The organism is Pseudomonas sp. (assembly GCF_030696055.1).
Classification (GTDB): Bacteria; Pseudomonadota; Gammaproteobacteria; order Pseudomonadales; family Pseudomonadaceae; genus Aquipseudomonas.
Genome location: NZ_JAUYNP010000152.1, coordinates 22,658 through 41,450, shown reverse-complemented (window position 1 = coordinate 41,450; position 18,793 = coordinate 22,658). Strand labels below are relative to the sequence as shown.

14 protein-coding genes are annotated in these 18,793 nt (G+C 63.4%); 8 read left to right on the top strand and 6 right to left on the bottom strand.

Annotation, left to right across the window (positions count from 1 at the left end; all coding sequences use genetic code 11):
• Positions 1 to 435: 435 nt before the first annotated feature.
• The gene (locus Q8Q83_RS09130; RefSeq protein ID WP_305623040.1) at positions 436 to 1,194 is read left to right on the top strand and encodes a DeoR/GlpR family DNA-binding transcription regulator; all 759 of its coding nucleotides are present in this window, start codon (positions 436 to 438) and stop codon (positions 1,192 to 1,194) included.
• A 139-nt stretch (positions 1,195 to 1,333) separates the two neighbouring features.
• Complete coding sequence (glpD, locus tag Q8Q83_RS09125) at positions 1,334 to 2,875, top strand: glycerol-3-phosphate dehydrogenase (RefSeq protein ID WP_305623039.1); 1,542 nt, start codon at positions 1,334 to 1,336, stop codon at positions 2,873 to 2,875.
• Positions 2,876 to 3,194: 319 nt separating this feature from the next.
• Here glpD and ccoM read toward each other — a convergent pair whose 3' ends face one another.
• From ccoM to Q8Q83_RS09105, 4 genes are all read right to left on the bottom strand, one after another.
• Positions 3,195 to 3,311, bottom strand: coding sequence for a cytochrome c oxidase subunit CcoM (ccoM, locus tag Q8Q83_RS09120; RefSeq protein ID WP_305623037.1), 117 nt, complete (start codon positions 3,309 to 3,311; stop codon positions 3,195 to 3,197).
• 154 nt (positions 3,312 to 3,465) lie between these two features.
• Positions 3,466 to 3,627, bottom strand: coding sequence for a hypothetical protein (locus Q8Q83_RS09115; protein ID WP_305623035.1), 162 nt, complete (start codon positions 3,625 to 3,627; stop codon positions 3,466 to 3,468).
• Entirely contained in the window at positions 3,624 to 4,226 is a 603-nt protein-coding gene (locus Q8Q83_RS09110) for an alpha-ketoglutarate-dependent dioxygenase AlkB (RefSeq protein ID WP_305623034.1), read from the bottom strand. The genes Q8Q83_RS09115 and Q8Q83_RS09110 overlap by 4 nt, the downstream gene beginning before the upstream one ends.
• 37 nt (positions 4,227 to 4,263) lie before the next feature.
• Positions 4,264 to 4,563 carry an aspartate-semialdehyde dehydrogenase gene (locus tag Q8Q83_RS09105; RefSeq protein ID WP_305623032.1) on the bottom strand — a complete coding sequence of 100 codons (300 nt, stop codon included), beginning with the start codon at positions 4,561 to 4,563 and terminating at the stop codon, positions 4,264 to 4,266.
• Positions 4,564 to 4,737: 174 nt separating this feature from the next.
• Between Q8Q83_RS09105 and rapA the strand changes: the two genes are divergently transcribed.
• From rapA to Q8Q83_RS09085, 4 genes are all read left to right on the top strand, one after another.
• Positions 4,738 to 7,581 carry an RNA polymerase-associated protein RapA gene (gene rapA, locus Q8Q83_RS09100; RefSeq protein WP_305623030.1) on the top strand — a complete coding sequence of 948 codons (2,844 nt, stop codon included), beginning with the start codon at positions 4,738 to 4,740 and terminating at the stop codon, positions 7,579 to 7,581.
• Between the two features lie 78 nt (positions 7,582 to 7,659).
• The gene (locus Q8Q83_RS09095) at positions 7,660 to 9,507 is read left to right on the top strand and encodes an adenylate/guanylate cyclase domain-containing protein (RefSeq protein ID WP_305623028.1); all 1,848 of its coding nucleotides are present in this window, start codon (positions 7,660 to 7,662) and stop codon (positions 9,505 to 9,507) included.
• Positions 9,500 to 10,003 carry an SH3 domain-containing protein gene (locus Q8Q83_RS09090; protein ID WP_305623026.1) on the top strand — a complete coding sequence of 168 codons (504 nt, stop codon included), beginning with the start codon at positions 9,500 to 9,502 and terminating at the stop codon, positions 10,001 to 10,003. The genes Q8Q83_RS09095 and Q8Q83_RS09090 overlap by 8 nt, the downstream gene beginning before the upstream one ends.
• A gap of 26 nt (positions 10,004 to 10,029) precedes the next feature.
• On the top strand, positions 10,030 to 10,920 hold the full coding sequence (locus Q8Q83_RS09085) for a M48 family metalloprotease (RefSeq protein ID WP_305623024.1): 891 nt from the start codon (positions 10,030 to 10,032) through the stop codon (positions 10,918 to 10,920).
• A 123-nt stretch (positions 10,921 to 11,043) separates the two neighbouring features.
• Here Q8Q83_RS09085 and Q8Q83_RS09080 read toward each other — a convergent pair whose 3' ends face one another.
• Together Q8Q83_RS09080 and Q8Q83_RS09075 are read right to left on the bottom strand one after the other, a co-directional pair.
• Positions 11,044 to 13,005: an HD domain-containing phosphohydrolase gene (locus Q8Q83_RS09080; RefSeq protein ID WP_305623023.1), complete on the bottom strand. Its 1,962-nt coding sequence runs from the start codon at positions 13,003 to 13,005 to the stop codon at positions 11,044 to 11,046.
• Positions 13,006 to 13,114: 109 nt separating this feature from the next.
• Positions 13,115 to 14,455: an MFS transporter gene (locus Q8Q83_RS09075; RefSeq protein WP_305623021.1), complete on the bottom strand. Its 1,341-nt coding sequence runs from the start codon at positions 14,453 to 14,455 to the stop codon at positions 13,115 to 13,117.
• 296 nt (positions 14,456 to 14,751) lie between these two features.
• On the opposite strand from Q8Q83_RS09075, the gene Q8Q83_RS09070 reads away from it, so the two are divergent.
• Positions 14,752 to 16,950, top strand: a complete 2,199-nt coding sequence (locus Q8Q83_RS09070; protein WP_305623019.1) for a hypothetical protein — start codon at positions 14,752 to 14,754, stop codon at positions 16,948 to 16,950.
• Between the two features lie 121 nt (positions 16,951 to 17,071).
• Complete coding sequence (locus Q8Q83_RS09065) at positions 17,072 to 18,718, top strand: GGDEF domain-containing protein (RefSeq protein WP_305623017.1); 1,647 nt, start codon at positions 17,072 to 17,074, stop codon at positions 18,716 to 18,718.
• Positions 18,719 to 18,793: the final 75 nt, after the last annotated feature.

The window sequence follows — 18,793 nt, the reverse complement described above, 5'->3', positions numbered from 1 at the left end:
GCAACAGCCAGAAAAAATTGCCTGGAGCAATTTTTAACGTCGCGCAGCGACGGCCCGAAGGGGGCCGCCACGGATGGCAGGCCATAAAAATGACCGGGAGAAGTTTTTAACGTCGCGCAGCGACGGCCCGTAGGGTGGCCGCCATGGATGGCAGGCCATAAAAAACTGCCGGGAGCAGTTTTTAACATCGCGCAGCGATGGCCCGCAGGGTGGCCGCCATGGATGGCAGGCCATAAAGAACTACCGAGACCCATTTTTAACATCGCGCAGCGACGCCCCGCAGGGTGGCCACCATGGATGGCAGGCCATAAAAAACTACCGAGAACCATTTTTAACGTCGCAAAGCGACGGCCCGAAGGGTGGCCGCCATGGATGGCAGGCCATAAAATTTACCAGCCGGCAGTCTATAATGTCGCGCACTTTCAAGGACCCGCCATGACCCTGCCGCCCCGCCAGCACGACATACTCGAACTCGCCCGCGAACGCGGCTACGTCAGCATCGACGAACTGGCCCAGGCCTTCAGCGTCACCCCGCAGACCATCAGGCGCGACATCAACCAGTTGGCCGAACAGGGCCTGCTGCGGCGCACCCATGGGGGCGCGGCGAGCGAGGCCTCGAGTACCCAGAACACCGCCTACAGCATGCGCGCCGGGCAGATGCGCGAGGAAAAGCAGCGCATCGCCGCCGCCATCGCCGCGCATATTCCCGACCATGCCTCGCTGTTTATCACTATCGGCACCACCACCGAGGCGATAGCCCGCGAACTGCTCGGGCACAAGGGCCTGAAGATCATCACCAACAACCTGCACGTGGCCGCCCAGCTCAGCGCCAAGGCCGATTTCGAAGTGCTGGTGGCCGGCGGCACGGTGCGCAGCGATGGCGGTGTGGTGGGTCAGGCGGCGGTGGATTTTATCCAGCAGTTCAAGGTCGACTTCGCCCTGGTCGGCATCAGCGGTATCGACGAAGACGGCAGCCTGCTCGATTTCGACTACCAGGAAGTACGGGTGTCCCAGGCCATCATCGACAACGCGCGGCAGGTCTTCCTCGCCGTCGACTCCAGCAAGTTCGGCCGTAATGCCGTAGTACGCCTGGGTTCCATCGCCCTGGTCGATCGCGTATTCACCGACACCGCGCCCTCCGCCGCCATCGGCCGCCTGCTCGCCGAGAACAAGGTTCAGCTCGATCTGGTCTGATCACCGGCACATCCCCCCGCAACAGATCTAACCACTCGGCACGAAAGCGCAGATCGGGGTGGCGCAGTCGCGCATCTTCGACTAGCATATTTTCGAAAGTGAACATTAAAACGTTCGATTCCGACCTTATGGTGCCACCATGCCTACTAGCCCCGCCTTCGCCACGCCCCTCGCTGAAGTCTATGACCTCGCCATTATCGGCGGAGGCATCAACGGCGTCGGGATCGCCGCCGATGCCGCCGGGCGCGGTCTGTCGGTGTTCCTTTGCGAAAAGGACGACCTGGCCCAGCACACCTCATCGGCCAGCAGCAAACTCATCCACGGCGGCCTGCGCTACCTGGAACACTACGAATTCCGCCTGGTGCGCGAAGCCCTGGCCGAACGCGAAGTGCTGCTGGCCAAGGCGCCGCATATAGTCAAACCGCTGCGTTTTATCCTGCCGCACCGCCCGCACCTGCGTCCGGCCTGGATGATTCGCGCCGGCCTGTTCCTCTACGACCACCTCGGCAAGCGCGAGAAACTGCCCGGCTCGCGCAGCCTGCGTTTCGGCGCCGGCAGCCCGCTGAAGCCAGAGATCAGCCGCGGTTTCGAATACTCCGACTGCTGGGTCGATGACGCCCGCCTGGTGGTGCTCAATGCCATGGCCGCCCGCGAACAAGGCGCCCATGTGCACACCCGCACCCGCTGCGTCAGCGCGCGGCGCGACAAGGGCCTGTGGCATATCCACCTGGAACGCGCCGATGGCAGCCTGTTCTCGATTCGTGCCCGCGCCCTGGTCAACGCTGCCGGCCCTTGGGTGGCGCGCTTTATCCGCGAAGACCTGAAACAGGACTCGCCTTATGGCATTCGCCTGATCCAGGGCAGCCATATAGTGGTGCCCAAGCTGTTCGAGGGCGAGCAGGCCTATATCCTGCAGAACGAGGACCGCCGCATCGTCTTCGCCATTCCCTATCAGGATCGTTTCACCCTGATCGGCACCACCGACCCCGAATACCAGGGCGACCCGGCCAAGGTGGCGATCACCGAGGCCGAGATCGACTACCTGTTGCAGGTGGTCAACGCTCACTTCAAGACGCCGCTGAGCCGCAGCGACATACTGCACACCTATGCCGGCGTGCGCCCGCTGTGCGACGACGAGTCGGACGACCCTTCGGCCGTGACCCGCGACTACACCCTAGCGCTGTCCGCTCTCCCCGGCGAAGCGCCGCTGCTCTCGGTGTTCGGCGGCAAGCTGACCACCTACCGCAAACTGGCCGAGTCGGCGCTGGCGCAACTGGCGCCCTTCTTCCCCAAGATGGGCCCCAACTGGACCCACAGCAGCCTGCTGCCCGGCGCCGAGCAACTGGACAGCCAGAGCGCCTTGATCGAAGCCCTGTGCGCGCGCTTCGGCTGGTTACCCACCGCCCTGGCGCGGCGTTGGGCCAGCAGCTATGGCAGCCGCACCTGGCTGATGCTCAAGGGCGTGCACAACCTGGGCGATCTGGGCGAGCACTTGGGCGGCGGGCTCTATGCCCGCGAAGTGGACTACCTGTGCCAGGAAGAATGGGCCGTGCAGGCCGCCGATATCCTCTGGCGGCGCAGCAAGCTCGGCCTGTTTATGACGCCCGTGCAGCAGGCCAAACTCGATCACTACCTGCGCATCGAATCGCCGCACAGCCCGGAAGACGTGCACGCGGCTTAACGCCTTGGCGCGCTGCGGCCGATGGGAAGAAACGAACACTCTCAAGCAGCACAACAGTTCGTAGTTCGTAGGGTGGGTTAGGCGCATGACCACGGGCTATCTGCTGGTGCGTAGTCAGTTGCGCCGTAACCCACCAGATGGGGCAGGCCGATCACCGCTTGGTGGGTTACGTGGCGCACACATTCCGCAGTTGATTTTAAAACCCTGCTCTGCGCCACTAACCCACCCTACAAAAGCTGCGGTTCGGCTCAGCATTCAGTGTTAAAAAAAGGGCGACCTAAGTCGCCCAAATTGCCTTGCGTGCCCTGTGCTCTGGTGTTCAGCCCTGCTTGCGCTGGTGCGCATCCTTCCAGATGAAATAGCCGACACCGGCGAAGAAGGCGACCATCAAACCGACAGTGCCGATTCCGGCAAGCACAACGACATCGATAAACATGGGTGCCTCCTGCGTGAAGCCTGTGTGGGAATGGCTTCAAGCTAGCAGGGGGCGCCTCGGGCCTATTGATCCAGATCAACAGCGCGGCTAAGCCACACGGCTAAGGCCCGCTTAACTGACTCAGATCAATGGATCAGCCCCTGGTCAGCAGCCATCAGGGCTTTTTCGGCTTGCTCTTGGGCTTTTTCTTGCCCTTGGGCAGCGGCAGGGCCTGCTCGAAGGCCTCGCGCAACTCGTTGAGTTTCTTGTCGCGCAGGTCGTGAATGCGCTTGTCGCGCTCGGCCACGAAATCAATCAGCTTGTCGTCGCTACTCATAGGTTTGACCGGATCATCCGAAAAGTCAGGTTCAGACGCGGCGCGCAGGGGCTGCGCGTCTTCGCCACTTGGTGCTGCCAATAATGCTGGGTTGGCCCGCGCATGACCAGCAGCGAACCGTGCTGTAACAGCAAGGAGTGCTCGATGCGGCTGTGCCCCTTGCGCCGCAGGTCGAAACGTCGGCTGCCACCCAGGTTAAGCGAGGCGATCAACGGATTGCGCCCCAGCTCGGCTTCGTCATCGCTGTGCCAACCCATGGAGTCCTGGCCGTCGCGGTAATAGTTGAGCAATACCGCATTGAGCGGCTGCCCCAGCGCCGCGACTAGCCGCGCACGAATCTGCGCCAGCAAGGGCGTCCAGGGCAGCGGTTGATGGGTCAACCCCGAGTAACGGTAACTGGCCTCGGCATCGCCATACCAGGCCAGCAGTCGCGGCACCGGAAACTGCCGACCATAAAGCTGCACCTGGGGTTGTTGCCAAGGGGTTTCAGCACGCAACTGCGCCAGCCACAGATCGGCCGTCGCCCGATCCAGCCAATCGGCGTGGAACTCCAGCTCGGCGTCGGGCAGCAGCAATGGACTGTCGTTAAAGAGATTCACCCATCACCGCCGCAAACCAGCAACGCCCTAGCAGGCGTCAGACTTCCACATCCACCCATAGACCCTGGCGGGGTAACTCGTCGATAGCCGCCTCGTCGGCCTTGGCCACCTCGCCTTCGGCCAACTCTTCCGGGCTGTAGCCATGCCGGCGCTGACGCCGCCGCTGCTCTTCGCGCAGCATCGCCTCCGCTTCCTGCGGGTGCCGCTTGTCCAGGCTCACCGCGCTTTCCTTGGAGCTCTCGGCAGCCTGCGTCACCGGCGGAATTTCCGGGCGCGGCTTGATCACATCCTGCTGCACTGTGACCGGGGCCATGCTGTGGGGAATGGGCGGTAGCACGTTTTCTCTCCTCCTTTGGTCAGGCTGTCGGCCGCACAGACGCCGACTTGAGGGTCGCCTCGCTACACTTTCGCCTTAGCTAAGCATACAAAGTGCCGACTGCACACCAATGCGCCTTTGGCCTGGGCCCGGCGCTGCGTTACCATAGTCGGCTTTTTCACGCGGGAGACAGGCATGGCGCAGTATGAACCGGGGCAACGCTGGATCAGTGACAGCGAAGCGGAGCTGGGGTTGGGAACCGTCCTGATGCAGGATGGCCGCATGCTCACCGTGCTCTACCCGGCCACCGGCGAAACCCGCCAGTACGCCACCCGCAATGCGCCGCTGACCCGCGTGCGCTTCTCGCCGGGCGATGAAATCACCCATTTCGAAGGCTGGAAGCTGACCGTGCAGGAGGTCGACGACATCGACGGTCTGCTGGTCTATCACGGCCTCAATGGGCAGAACGAAAGCGTCACCCTGCCGGAAACCCAGCTGTCCAACTTTATCCAGTTCCGCCTGGCCAGCGACCGCCTGTTTGCCGGGCAGATCGACCCCCTGCCTTGGTTCGCCCTGCGCTACCACACCCTGGATTACACCAGTCGCCAGCTGCAGTCCGCACTCTGGGGCCTGGGCGGCGTGCGTGCGCAACCGATCGCGCACCAGCTGCATATCGCCCGCGAAGTGGCCGACCGTATCGCCCCGCGGGTATTGCTGGCCGACGAAGTGGGCCTGGGCAAGACTATCGAAGCCGGCCTGGTGATCCATCGCCAGCTGCTCTGCGGGCGCGCCAACCGCGTGCTGATCCTGGTGCCGGAGAACCTGCAGCACCAGTGGCTGGTGGAGATGCGCCGGCGCTTCAACCTGGATGTCGCGCTGTTCGACGCCGAACGCTTTATCGAAAGCGATGCCAGCAACCCCTTCGAAGACTGCCAGCTTGCTCTGGTAGCGCTGGAATGGCTGTGCGAAGACGAACGGGCCCAGGACGCGCTGTTCGCCGCCGGTTGGGACCTGCTGGTGGTCGACGAAGCCCACCACCTGGTCTGGCACCCGGAGCACGCCAGCCCGGAATACAGCCTGGTCGAGCAGCTGGCCGGAGTGATTGCCGGCGTGCTGCTGCTCACCGCCACCCCGGAACAACTGGGCCAGGACAGCCACTTCGCCCGCCTGCGCCTGCTCGACCCCAATCGTTTCCACGACCTGGAAGCCTTCCGCGCCGAAAGCGCCAACTACAAGCCGGTCGCCGAAGCGGTGCAGGAGCTGCTGGATCAGGGCCGTCTGTCGCCTGCGGCGCATCAGACCATCCATGACTTCCTCGGTGCCGGCGGTGAAGAACTGCTCGGCGCGGTGAATGCCGGCGACAGCGAAGCCTCGGCGCGCCTGGTGCGCGAGCTGCTCGACCGGCATGGCACCGGCCGCCTGCTGTTCCGCAACACCCGCGCGGCGGTGCAGGGCTTCCCCGATCGCGAACTGCACCCCTACCCGCTGGCCAGCCCCGACGAATATATGGAGCTGCCGCTGGGCGAGCATGCCGATCTGTACCCGGAAGTCAGCTACCAGGCGCAGCCGGATGTCGACGACGAACAGCGCTGGTGGCGTTTCGACCCGCGCGTCGAGTGGTTGATCGACACCCTGAAGATGCTCAAGAAGTTCAAGGTGCTGGTGATCTGCGCCCACGCCGAAACCGCCATGGACCTGGAAGACGCCCTGCGCGTGCGCAAGGGCATCCCCGCCACGGTGTTCCACGAAGGCATGAGCATCCTCGAACGCGACCGCGCCGCCGCTTATTTTGCCGACGAAGAGTTCGGCGCCCAGGTGCTGATCTGTTCGGAAATCGGCAGCGAGGGGCGCAACTTCCAGTTCGCCCACCACCTGGTGCTGTTCGACCTGCCGGCCCACCCGGACCTGCTCGAGCAGCGCATCGGCCGCCTCGACCGCATCGGCCAGAAACACCGCATCCAGCTGCATGTGCCCTACCTGGAAAACAGCCCGCAGGAACGCCTGTTCCAGTGGTATCACCAGGCGCTGAACGCCTTCCTCGCCACCTGCCCGACCGGCAACGCCCTGCAGCACCAATTCGGCAATCGCCTGCTGCCGCTGCTGGAAAGCGGCGACGAGGGCGACTGGCAGGCCCTGGTCGACGAGGCCAAGGCCGAACGCCTGCGTCTGGAAAGTGAGCTGCATGCCGGCCGCGACCGCCTGCTGGAACTCAACTCCGGCGGCGCCGGTGAAGGTGAGGCGCTGGTGGAAGCGATCCTCGAGCAGGACGACCAGTTCGCCCTGCCCATCTATATGGAGCAACTGTTCGACGCCTTCGGCATCGACAGCGAAGACCATTCGGAAAACGCCCTGATCCTGCGCCCCAGCGAGAAGATGCTGGACGCCAGCTTCCCCCTGGGCGACGACGAAGGCGTGACCATCACCTACGTCCGCAATCAAGCGTTGTCGCGCGAGGAGATGCAGTTCCTCACCTGGGAACACCCCATGGTGCAAGGCGGCATGGACCTGGTGCGCTCCGGTTCCATGGGCAACACCGGGGTGGCGCTGATCAAGAACAAGGCGCTGAAACCCGGCACCGTGCTGCTCGAACTGCTGTACGTCAGCGAAGTGGTGGCGCCGCGCGCCCTGCAACTGGGCCGCTACCTGCCGCCGATCGCCCTGCGCTGCCTGCTCGACGCCAACGGCAACGACCTGGCGCACAAGGTGTCCTTCGAGACCCTGAATGATCAGTTGGAAAGCGTGCCGCGGGCCAGCGCCAACAAATTCGTCCAGGCCCAGCGCGACAGCCTCAACCCGCTGATCAGTGCCGGCGAAGACAAGATCGCGCCGCGCCATACGGCCCGCGTCGATGAAGCCAAACGCCGCCTGGCCGCCGACACAGACGAGGAGCTTGCTCGATTGGTCGCCCTGCAAGCGGTCAACCCCAGCGTGCGCGACAGCGAACTGAGCGCCCTGCGGCAACAGCGCGAGCAAGGCCTGGCCATGCTCGACAAGGCCGCGCTGCGCCTGGAAGCCATACGGGTACTGGTGGCGGGTTAAACCGCCAGCCCAGGTCTTGACCCTGTCGATCAGCTGCTAGAGTCAGTGGCATAGCCACCGACTCTAGGGGCCCACCTGGTGCCTGCCCGTCCCGCATCCCGCCTGTTCCGCCAGGGTCTCTGGGCACTCTGCCTGCTGGCCTTGCTGCTCCTCCCGCTGCTGCATCTGGCGCCTGCCCTGAATGGCTTGAACAATGCCCACCTGGACTGGCTGATCCGCCAGCGCGCGGCCGAACAGACGCCGGACCCACGCCTGCTGCTGATCGATATCGACGACCTGAGCCTGCAGGTGCTGGCCGACGAGGCCGGCAAATGGCCGTGGCCACGCTCGTTGCACGCCGAACTGTTGGAATACCTGCAGAGCCAACAGCCCCAAGCCGTGGCCTTCGACGTGCTGTTCAGCGAAGCGGACCAGTTCAACCCGGACGCCGACAGCTACTTTGCCGAAGTGCTGCAGCGCAGCCGCAACACCTACCTCGCCGCCCTGGTCCAGGAACCCGCCGAAGGCAGCCAGCCGCCGCTGCTGCGCGACTACCCGCCGCAGACCTGGCAAGCGCCGGGACGCCAGGGCACGCCCGAGCAACGCGGCCTGCTGCTATTGCCCAAGGCCTTTGCCAGCGAGCTGTGGCGAGTCGGCAGCATCAACTTCCGCCCCGATCCCGACGGCATCGGTCGGCGCTACGAGTTGTACCGCAGCTTCGCCGACTGGCGTTTGCCCAGCCTGCCCGCGCGCCTCGCCCACGACCTCGGCACGCCCCTGCCGGAGCAGCCGAGCATCCTGCTCGACTGGCCCGGCAGCGCGCGCCTGCCCTATCCGCGCCTGTCCTATGCGGCGGTGCTGGCGGCCGCGCGCCAGCAGGGCGACCCCCTGCCGGCCGGGCAGTTCAAGGACAAGATCATCGTCATAGGCACTACGGCGGCGGGCTTGCATGACTTGCGCCCGACTCCGCTGGATACCCTCTACCCGGCCCCCTTTATTCTGATGACCGCCATCGACAACCTGCTCAACGGCAGCCAACTGCAGGAGGCCAGCCTCTGGCTCGAACTGCTCGGGCCGCTGCTGCTATTGCTGGGTTTGAGTGCCTTGCTGCTGGAGGAACGCCTGCCGGCCGCCTTCGCCCTCTGCCTGAGCGGCAGCCTGGGGCTGTTTGTCGGCAGCTATGGATTGGCCCTGCAGGGCCTGCTGCTCGGCGTTATGCCGGGCTTGATCTGTCTGTGGCTGCTACTGGCAGCGGCGCTGGCGTTGTTCTACCTGCGCCGGCGCCAGCAGCTGCAAGACACCATTCGCCTGTTCAGCCGCTTTATGGACCCGGTGGTGGTCAACCAACTGGTCACCCGCGACGACCCCGAAGCCCTGCTGGCCAGCAAGGAATGCCAGCTGACCGTGCTGTTTTCCGATATCCGCAACTTCACCACCCTGTCGGAGCAGCACAGCGCGGCGGAAATCGTGCGTCTGCTGGAAGGCTATTTCAGCAGCCAGGTGGAGGTGCTGTTCAAGCACCAGGCGACCCTCGACAAGTTTATCGGCGACGCCATCATGGCCTTCTGGGGCGCGCCGCTGGACAACCCGCAGCAGGCCGACCAGGCGATTCTCGCGGCCATGGAAATGCTCGACAACCTGGACGCCTTTCGCCGCGACTACAACTGCCCGGACTTCGATATCGGCATCGGCCTGCACACGGGACCAGCGGTAGTTGGCCTGGTCGGCGCCCGCCAACGTTATGACTACACTGCAATTGGCGACACCGTGAACCTGGCCAGCCGCATCGAAGGGCTGACCAAGGGCCGCGCCCACCTGCTGGTTTCCGCCGCCACGCGGGCGGCGTGCAGCCTGCCCCTGGACTTCGTGCCCCAGGGCGAGCATCAGGTCAAAGGCCGGGCGGAAGCCGTCAGCCTGTTCGAACCGAGAAGGAAAAATGATGAATAGAACCCTTATGGCCGGCCTGGCCGCCCTGCTGCTGAGCCTGTACAGCAGCCCAGGCTTGACCGAGCAGCGTCAAGCGCAAACCGTCCAGGAAACCGAGCTGCGCGCCGAGCCCAGCGCTGGCGCCAGTGCCTTGGGCAAACTCAGCAAACAAGCGACTGTCATGGTGGTCGGACGCCAAGGCGGCTGGTATCAGGTGCAAACCGCCGGCGGCCAGCGCGGCTGGTTGCCCCTGTTGAGCCTGCGCTTCGCCAAAGACGCGCAGGCCAGCCGCAGCAGTAACCTGGGTGGCCTGCTCAGCCTCGGCAGTCAGGCGGCGCCGGCCAGCGGCGTGGCCACCGGTGTACGCGGCATCAGCGATGAACAGTTGCAAATCGGCGGCGCTGGACTGTCCGCTAGCCTGCAATACCTGGAGAGCTTTGCCGCCCAGCCCGGTGAAGCCCGCAGCTTCGCCCAACAAGGCGGCCTGCACAGCCAATCGCTGCCCTACGCCCGCTAAGTCCGCATCGGCAAGAGGAAATCGCCATGCTCAAGCATCATTTTGTCTTACAGCGTCCCCTACTACTGGCCCTATGCCTAAGCCTAAGCGCCTGTCAGGGCCTGGAGGGCATGCAGATACAGGGCGTCGACCTGGGCAAACTGGCCAGTGCCGGGCAGAACTTGACCAATATGGGGCAGAAGAGCGCCGATGATGAACTGGTGATCGGCCGCAACACCGCGACCATTCTGCTGCAACAGGCCACTGTGCTGAACAACCCGGGCCTGCAGCGCTACGTCAACCGGGTCGGCCTGTGGGTCGCCCAGCACAGCGAACGCCCGGACCTGCAATGGCGCTTCGTCGTGCTCGACAGCCCCCAGGTGGCGGCTTATGCGGCGCCGGCGGGCTATGTCTTTATCACCAGCGGCATGCTGGCGCGGATGAATAGCGAGGCGGAACTGGCCGGAGTGTTAGCCCATGAAGCGGCCCACGTGGTGCGGCAGCACCACCTCAAGGCGATCCAGAAGCAGGCGCAAACCGGCCTGCTCAGCGACCTGACGGTTCTGGCCGTGCAGGCCGGCGCAGCCAAGAGCGGCGGCAGCAACAACTCGGCCATAGCCGACAAGTTCACCCGCAGCGTCGGCGACCTCTACTCCCGCGGCCTGGATCGCGGCGATGAATATGAGGCGGACGCCATGGGCGCGGTGCTAGCCACCCGCGCCGGTTACGATCCCTACGGCCTGGCCGGGGTGCTGCAAACCTTGGCCAGCACTCGCCAGGATGATGCGGCGCTGACCAGCTTTCTCAAGGTTCACCCCAATATCGGCGACCGCCTGCAACGCCTGGAGCCGATCTACCAGCACATCGACAAGCATGTCAGCGGTGCACCGCAGACGCTCGATACGCGCTACCAGCAGGCCTTGGGGATGAAACCCTGAGCGCCTGGGAGGCCAACCCGGCTCTTGTAGCCCGGATGCAATCCGGGGAAATTCAGCTCCAGGAAAATCGCTCCCGGATTGCATCCGGGCTACGGGGTTAAGCGTACTTTTGTATGCAAAGGCTCAGCCGCCGCGTGGATGCCCGGCTGCCGTGCAGGACGGCTCGAAATCGCAGACGTGATGGGTGAAGCGCGAGGCGCTGTACGAGCCGGGCGGGCCACTGACCTGATAACAGCGACTGGCGATAAACAGCTGCACCAGTTCGGCATCGAGCAGGCCGCTGGCCGCCTCGCTCTTCAGGATATCCAGGGCCCGTTCCAGCGGCATGGCCGGTTTGTAAGGCCGGTCGGCGGCGGTCAGGGCATCGTAGATATCGCACACCGTCATGATCCGTGACGCGCAGGGAATCGCATCCCCCACCAGGCCCCTGGGATAGCCGCTGCCATCGAGTTTCTCGTGGTGGGCGCCGGCGATCTGTGGCACGCCCTGCAGATCCGGGGTCCAGGGAATCAGGCTGAGAAACTCCTGAGTGTGCACCACATGCCGCTCGATCTCGGCCCGTTCCTCATGGGTCAGGCTGCCCTTGCGCACGGCCAGGGCGCCGAACTCGCCCTCGCTGAGCAGGCTGATCAGGCAATTGCCGGGGGCCTTGACCAGCTCGCCTTGCATCTCCTGCAAATGCTGGAAATCCCCCTCGCTGAGCATGGTCGGCTCGTTGGCCTGGAGAATATTGCCCAGGTAACGGTCCAGACGCTCGCATTCCTGGGCCAGCTCCGCCTCCAGTTGCACGCGCCGCTCATCGCTGAGGCCGCCTTGATGTTGGTAGACATGCAGCATCTTGCGCAGGGTCTGGTTATGCAGATTCTCCTTGGCCAGGGCGACCCGGTAGCGCAGGTTCTCGACCACCGGTTCGGTCAGTTTCTTGGCCTTGACCAGCACGTGCTCGCGCACCCCGACCTTGCCGAAATCATGCAGCAAGGCGGCGTAGCGCAATTCGCGCAAGGCATCGGCGCTCAGCGCCAGTTCCCGCAGTCTGGCGCTCGGCGCATGAGGTAGCTGATTGGCCAGGGTCAGGCACAGCTCGGCGACGCGGAAGGAGTGACCGCTGGTGGTGGGATCACGCTGTTCGATGGCGAATACCGAGGCCTTGACGAAGCCATCGAACAGCCGACTGATGTCATCCAGCAGCTGGCGATTCTCGATCGCCACCGCCGCCTGGCTGGCCAAGGCGCGCAGGGACACCGCGACCTCTTCATCGAAGGCAATCAGCTCGGGTTCCAGCCCGTTGCCGCCCTTGTTTTGCCGGTTGATAAACTCCAGCACGCCCACCACCTCGTGGCGGTGGTTGCACATGGGAATCGCCAGGATCGACATGGTGCGGTAGCCCATCTGCAAATCGAAGGAGCGGTTGAAGCGATAAGGCGCGTCGGCGGTAATCGCATAGGCATCGGCGATATTCAGCTCGGTGCTGGTCAGGGCCACATAGCCGACAATCGACGCCTTGCTCAGGGGCATACGCTGGTCCTGAAAGCTGTTCTGGCTAAGGCTGTCGTTCTGGGTCAGCTTGAAGATCAGCTGCGGCGCTGCATCCGGGCGCCGCGCGATCAAAAACAGCGAGGCGGCGTCACTGTTGGACAGGCGCCGACCCTCGATCAGGATTTTCTCCAGCAGACGATCCAGATCCCGCTCGGCCGACAAGGCCAGGCCCACTTCCACCAGCTTGCTCAGGTCATCGCGTTTGCCGGCCAGGGCGGCGGCCAGCTGGTCGGTCTTGCCCTTGAGGCTGTGCTGATCGCCAGCAAAACGCAGCAAGGCGGCCAGTTCCTCGGCGCTGGCGGTGACGGGCAGCGGCAGCACGCCGGGCACATCCATGCAGCCCACCAGCATCGACCCGCACGCCTGCCAATAATCCAGCGGCCTGAGCGTCAGCAGCCGCTCATCCAGCAGCAATATCGCCAGTTCGGCCGGCAGCGCCTGGGGTTCTTCGATCAACTGCAAGTGCACGGGACACTGGCGCAGAGCGGCCTGCAAAGGGTGGTCGCTAAGCGCGTTGCTATGGCCCAGTACAAGGCTGTGGGTGCCCATGGTGGCTATCCTCAGTCGCAGTTCCGTGGCAGGAGTGCGACTGAGTATTGCACAAGGATAGCGAGCTTACCCGGCCATCCGGCGGCCGTTGCAACCGCCCGGCAAAGGCTTAGCTGGCCGGCTGCAACTGCATGTCGTGCTGCATCCCGTGCTGCATGCGCTTGGCATCGGCGACGAAGCAGCGCGAGGCCTGCACCAGCGCCAACATGGTCAGCAGCAGGGCCAGCGGGATCAGGCGCATGGCGTCATGCAGCCCCACCGCCTTGAAGGCCTCGCTCATCTCGCTGGCCCCGGCGGCCAGCATGGCGGCCTCGGCGTAATGGTCCGACAGCAGGCCCACGGCGATCGGCCCCAGGCCACCGCCGAGCAAGTACAGGCCGGCGAAGAACAGCGCCATGGCGGTGGCCCGCAGCCGCGGCTCGACCACATCCTGAATGGCCGTGTAGACGCAGGTGTAGAAGTTGTAGGCAAACAACCAACCCAGGCTGAACAGCGCGACGAAGAGGGCAATCTCAATCCGCCCGGACAACAGTGCATAGGCGGTACTGAGGGCGGCGATCAGCATGCTCAGGGCGGCGAACAGCAAACGCCCGGTCTGCCAGCGCTGGTGCAGCTTGTCCGCCACCCAGCCGCCCAGGGTCAAGCCCAGCAACCCGGTCAAGCCGACTATCACCCCGGTGGCCATGGCCGCCTGCTGCATCGACAAGAGGAAGTAGCGTTGCAGCATCGGCACCATAAAAGAGTTGCAGGCATAGGTGGCGAAGTTGAACGCCAGCCCGGCCAGCACCAGCCACCAGAAGGTCGGAATGGCCAGCACCTTGCGCAGCGGCTTGTCCACCGGCGTACTCTGTACCTGCACCGGTTCGGCGGCGCCGCGCCGGGGTTCTTTGATCATAAACATCAGCAGCGCCAGGATCATCCCAGGCACCGCGGCAATCAGGAAAGGCGCGCGCCAGCTGTCGAACGCCTTGACCAGGGCGCCGATGCTGAAGAAGGCCAGCAGCAGGCCCAGCGGCAGGCCGAGCATAAAGATGCCCATGGCCCGCGCCCTCTTGTGCGCGGGAAACAGATCGCCGATCAGCGAGTTGGCCGCCGGCGCATAGCTGGCCTCGCCGATGCCCACGCCCATGCGAATCAGCATAAAGCTTGAGAAATTCCAGGCCAGGCCATTGATCGCGGTCAGCCCGCTCCAGACGGTCAGGCCCCAGCCCATGATCTTGCGCCGCGCACCGGTATCGGCCATGCGCCCCAGGGGCACACCGGCTACGGCATAGACGAGGGTAAAAGCGGTGCCGATCAGGCCGATCTGGAAATCGCTGAGGCTCCATTCCAAGCGGATCGGCTCGATGATGATGGCTGGAATGGTGCGATCGAAGAAATTGAACAGGTTGGCGAGAAACAGCAGAAATAAAATACGCCAGGCATTCGCCGCTTGCTGGGACTGCTGCATGGTTCACTTCTCTATTGTTGTTATTAAAAATTGACCCGCTAATAGGTGTCGGCAAACCGGGCAGTCGCCTGCCAAGTTTTGCAGGGTGCAATCTAGAGCCTTGGGTCTAAGCTGTCTGTGACTATTTGTAGTGTTTATGTCAGTTGATGGCGGGGCGCTGCCATGCATAGCTAAAGCACCTGGCAGGAAACATGGGATAGGGGCGAGATTTTCTGCTTTTCATGCTACAAACGAGCCCATTGAGTACATTGTGGCCAATGGCCCCACTACCTTCGTAAGCCGTCGGACTGTCTCCAATGAAAACAAAAAAAGACGCTGCGCACGCTCCTGTAACCCAGTCTCCTGTAACCGAAGCCACATTGGCTGATTTGGCCGATACCCTACTCGCACCGCTTCCCCCACTAGCGCCGCCCGGCAGCCTCTACAGCGGTGGCGAGCAATATATGTATTTCACCGAGCGCGATATCGACCGCATCCTGGATAACCTCGACGGCCTGCGCAGCCTGGTCTTCCCGCCGGCCAATCTGGATGACGACAACGAAAAGCGCGTGCAGCACTTCCCTTCGGTGTGCCTGATCGGCCTGGGCCGCTGCGGCTCGAACATCGCCCTGGATGTCGCATCCTTGGTGTACAACGCCCGGCAGTTCTACCTCAGCGAATTCAACAACGAAGAAAAAGCCGTGGCCGAGCAGGATTTCCGCCCGACCCGCTGGATTCGCAGCAACCTGCTGCGCTCGCCGAGCAAAGACAGCAAGCCGGTATTCCTGATCGAACCCCTGGTGATGCTCGGCGACCTGGACAAGGACATCGAAGGACGCATCCGCTTCTCGCGCAAAGGCGAAACCAGCGGATTCCTCAGCGACTACAGCAAGATGAAGATCATGGACCTGTCCGAGGTGCATGCCGGCGGTGCGGGTAACGCGCCTATCCTGGGCCAGTACCTGGCCAAGATCATCCTCAACAAGGACACCCAGCGCTTTACCAATGCCGACTGGAAATTTATCCACAGCTATCTGATCGACTCCTGCGGCATCAAGGCCAACCAGTCGCGCCTGTACTTCTATATCTTCAGCGCCGGCGGCGGCACCGGCTCGGGCATGGCCTCGGAGTTCGGCCTGGCCCAGCAGTTCGCCTATATGAGCAAGACCTTCGACACCAAGAATTTCGAGGAAAGCCCGGAGAACCGCGACCACAGCTTCGTCTTCGAGCCTATCTTCACCAGCGGCATCTGCATCCTGCCGAACATCTCCGACCAGCGCAGCGAGATGTCCGAGGCCCTGCATATCAACGCCGGGCGCCTGCTGTGCAAATACCTCGCGGAAGAATGGGATTTCTCCTACAACTTCGACAACGAAGAGAACAGCGAAGCCAGCGTGATGCGCCGCATCCGCCCCTGGAACGCCATGATGCTGATCTCCAACGACATCATGCGCTACGCCGAAGAAAGCGATGACGGCAATATCCAGAACATCGACGTCAACGCCATGGAGCGCCACGCCAACCAGTACATCTCGCAGCAGATCTTCAACATCCTCACCGCCCAAGCGGTGACCACCGATTACGACCAGAACTACTTCCGCCGCGCCGGCATCGACATAGGCGAAACCATCCGCCTGGACGCCAACGACCTGTTTATGAGCCTGGCCGGCCCGGTGGCGGTGGCCTATGCCGAATCCGTGGTGCCGGAGCAAAGCAGCGCCGCGCTGGACAAGTTCCGCGTGCTGGACAAGGAGCCGTCGCGGCTGAATATCGACGACCTGTTCTTCCGCTCCATCGACCTGCCGCACTTCAACAAGGTGACCCAGGCCATCGAAGGCATCAGCCTGCTGCCGATCGAATCCAAGCGCTACCGCGAAGCCCTGGAGCAGTACAAGAAATCCGGCTACAACGCCGAGGAACTCAGCGACCTGCACTTCTTCAAGAACTGCTCCTCGGTGGTCTCGATCGTCTCCTTGCCCAAGGACTACAAGCTGTCCTATATGGACCTGAACCGGCTCAAGACCCACCTCAACAACCTGTTCCCCAACACCACCCTGAAACGCTACGCCCTGGTCATCGGCGCCTCGGCCAACCTCTCCCTGACCACCCTGATCGCCAAGAGCCCGTGCCTGTCGGACGACTTCCTGACCCTGATCGTGGCCTTTATCAAGCGCTGCTTCGCCCGCGACCCGTACCGCTTCGACGAGAGCCTGGACAACGCCATCCTCGACTTTATCGTCGCCGACGAATTCGACGAGGTGCGGGTCGATGCCATGCTCAACGAGTACGAGAACCCGGCGAAGATCCTCGACACCAACTGGTACGCGATCAAGCCGATGTACGAGAAGAAATACCGCGAGCTGATCCATGATCAGGACAAGTTCGTCTCGATCAATGACATCCGCCTGTCCCGCGACAGCGTCAAGAAGTCCATCAAGTACCTGCGCGAGATCTACCGCCACCGCATCGGCAAGACCCGGGTAATCTCGCTGAACGACTACACTGCCAGGCAGTGACCCCGCGCCCGGTCAGCACCAGCAGGTGCTGACCGGGCTCTGCCGAGGCCACTGAGCGCGACTGACGAAAATCTACTGGCTATCCCTGGCCCTGGCCGCACAGGCACCTCAGGTGGTCGTGATGCCAACACCCCTGTACCGCCGATCCACCAAGCCGCGAGGCCCTGCTGCATTCGCGCTGGTCTTGCTCCTGCTGCTGTGCGGCCAGGCCAGTGCGGCAGAAAAACTGCGCCTGCAGTTGCGCTGGCTGCATCAGTTCCAATTCGCCGGCTATTACCTGGCGCTGGAAAAGGGCTATTACCGCCAAGCCGGCCTGGATGTCGAAATTCTCCAGGGCGGCCCGCGCGTGCCCAGGCCGATAGACAGCCTGCTGGCCGGCCAGGCCGACTTCGCGATTGCCAACAGCGGCGTGGTGATCGCCCGCATGCAAGGCAAGCCGGTCGTTGCCCTGGCCGCGATCATGCAGACCTCGCCGATAGTCTGGATAGTGCGCGCCGACTCGGGCATCTATTCCCCCCACGACCTCGCCGGCAAGCGGGTGATGCTGATGCCGCCGCCGGAAAGCACCGAGCTGCTGATCACCCTGGCCCGCGAAGGCATCGACCTCAACCGCTTGCAGATCCAGCAGACCAGCTTCAACCCCCAGGACCTGATCGATGGCAAGACTGACGCCTACGATGGCTACAGCACCAATGAACCCTTCTGGCTGAAACAGCAGAACGTCGACTACCGCCTGATCAACCCCCGCGAGTACGGCGTCAACTACTACAACGATGTCCTGACCACCCGCGAAGCCGTCCTGCAGGAACGGCCGCAAGAGGTCGAGGCCTTCGTCCAGGCCAGCCTCGCCGGTTGGCAATACGCCCTGGATCACATCGAAGAAAGCGTGCAACTGATCCACCAGCGCTATGCCCCCAACAAGAGCCTGGAACACCTGCGCTTCGAAGCCGAGGAGCTGAAGAAACTGATCATGCCCGAGCTGGTGCAACTGGGGCATATGAACCCCGGCCGCTGGGAAACCATAGCCCGCAACTATGTCGAACTGGGCCTGGCCAAAGGCCCCGTCGAACTGGACAATTTCCTCTACAAGCGCAAGGCCAACACCGACCACAGCCTGCTCTACCAGGTACTGGCGGGCGCCTTCCTCACCCTGCTGGTGGTGGCCGGTATCGCCCTGCGTTTCGCCCACCTGACCCAACGCCTGCGCCAGGAGATCGAGCGCCGCCGGCAGGCCGAGCAGGAGCTGCGCAACAGCAACCACCTGCTGGAGGAACTGGCCAACACCGACCGCCTGACCGGCCAGTGGACCCGGCGCAAGTTCGAGGAAGTGGCCCAGCAGGAAATCAACCGCGCCGAACGCTACGGTCTGGCCCTGAGCCTGATCTTTTTCGATATCGACCATTTCAAGCTGATCAACGACCAGCACGGCCACGAGGTCGGCGACCAGGTGCTCAGTGGCGTGGCGCAACGGATCAAGGCTCAACTACGCCAGTCCGACAGCATGTGCCGCTGGGGCGGCGAAGAATTCATCATCTTTATGCCGCACACCGACCTCGAGCATGCCTGTGCGATCGCCGAAAAGCTCCGCGCCATGCTTGCCGCAGAGCCCCTGGCGGGGCAATTGGCGGTGACCGCCAGCTTTGGTGTCGCCCAATGGCGACAGGGACAGACGCTGGGCGAGCTGGTGGACAGTGCAGACCAGATGCTCTATCGCGCCAAACACTGTGGCCGCAACCGGGTCGAGTGCCTGCCAGTGGCTAACGGCTAGCCAGATGCCTGAGCGGCGTAGGGTGGGGCTCCCGAACGCGGATGCCGATACACAAACCAAGCATGAGGGAGCCGT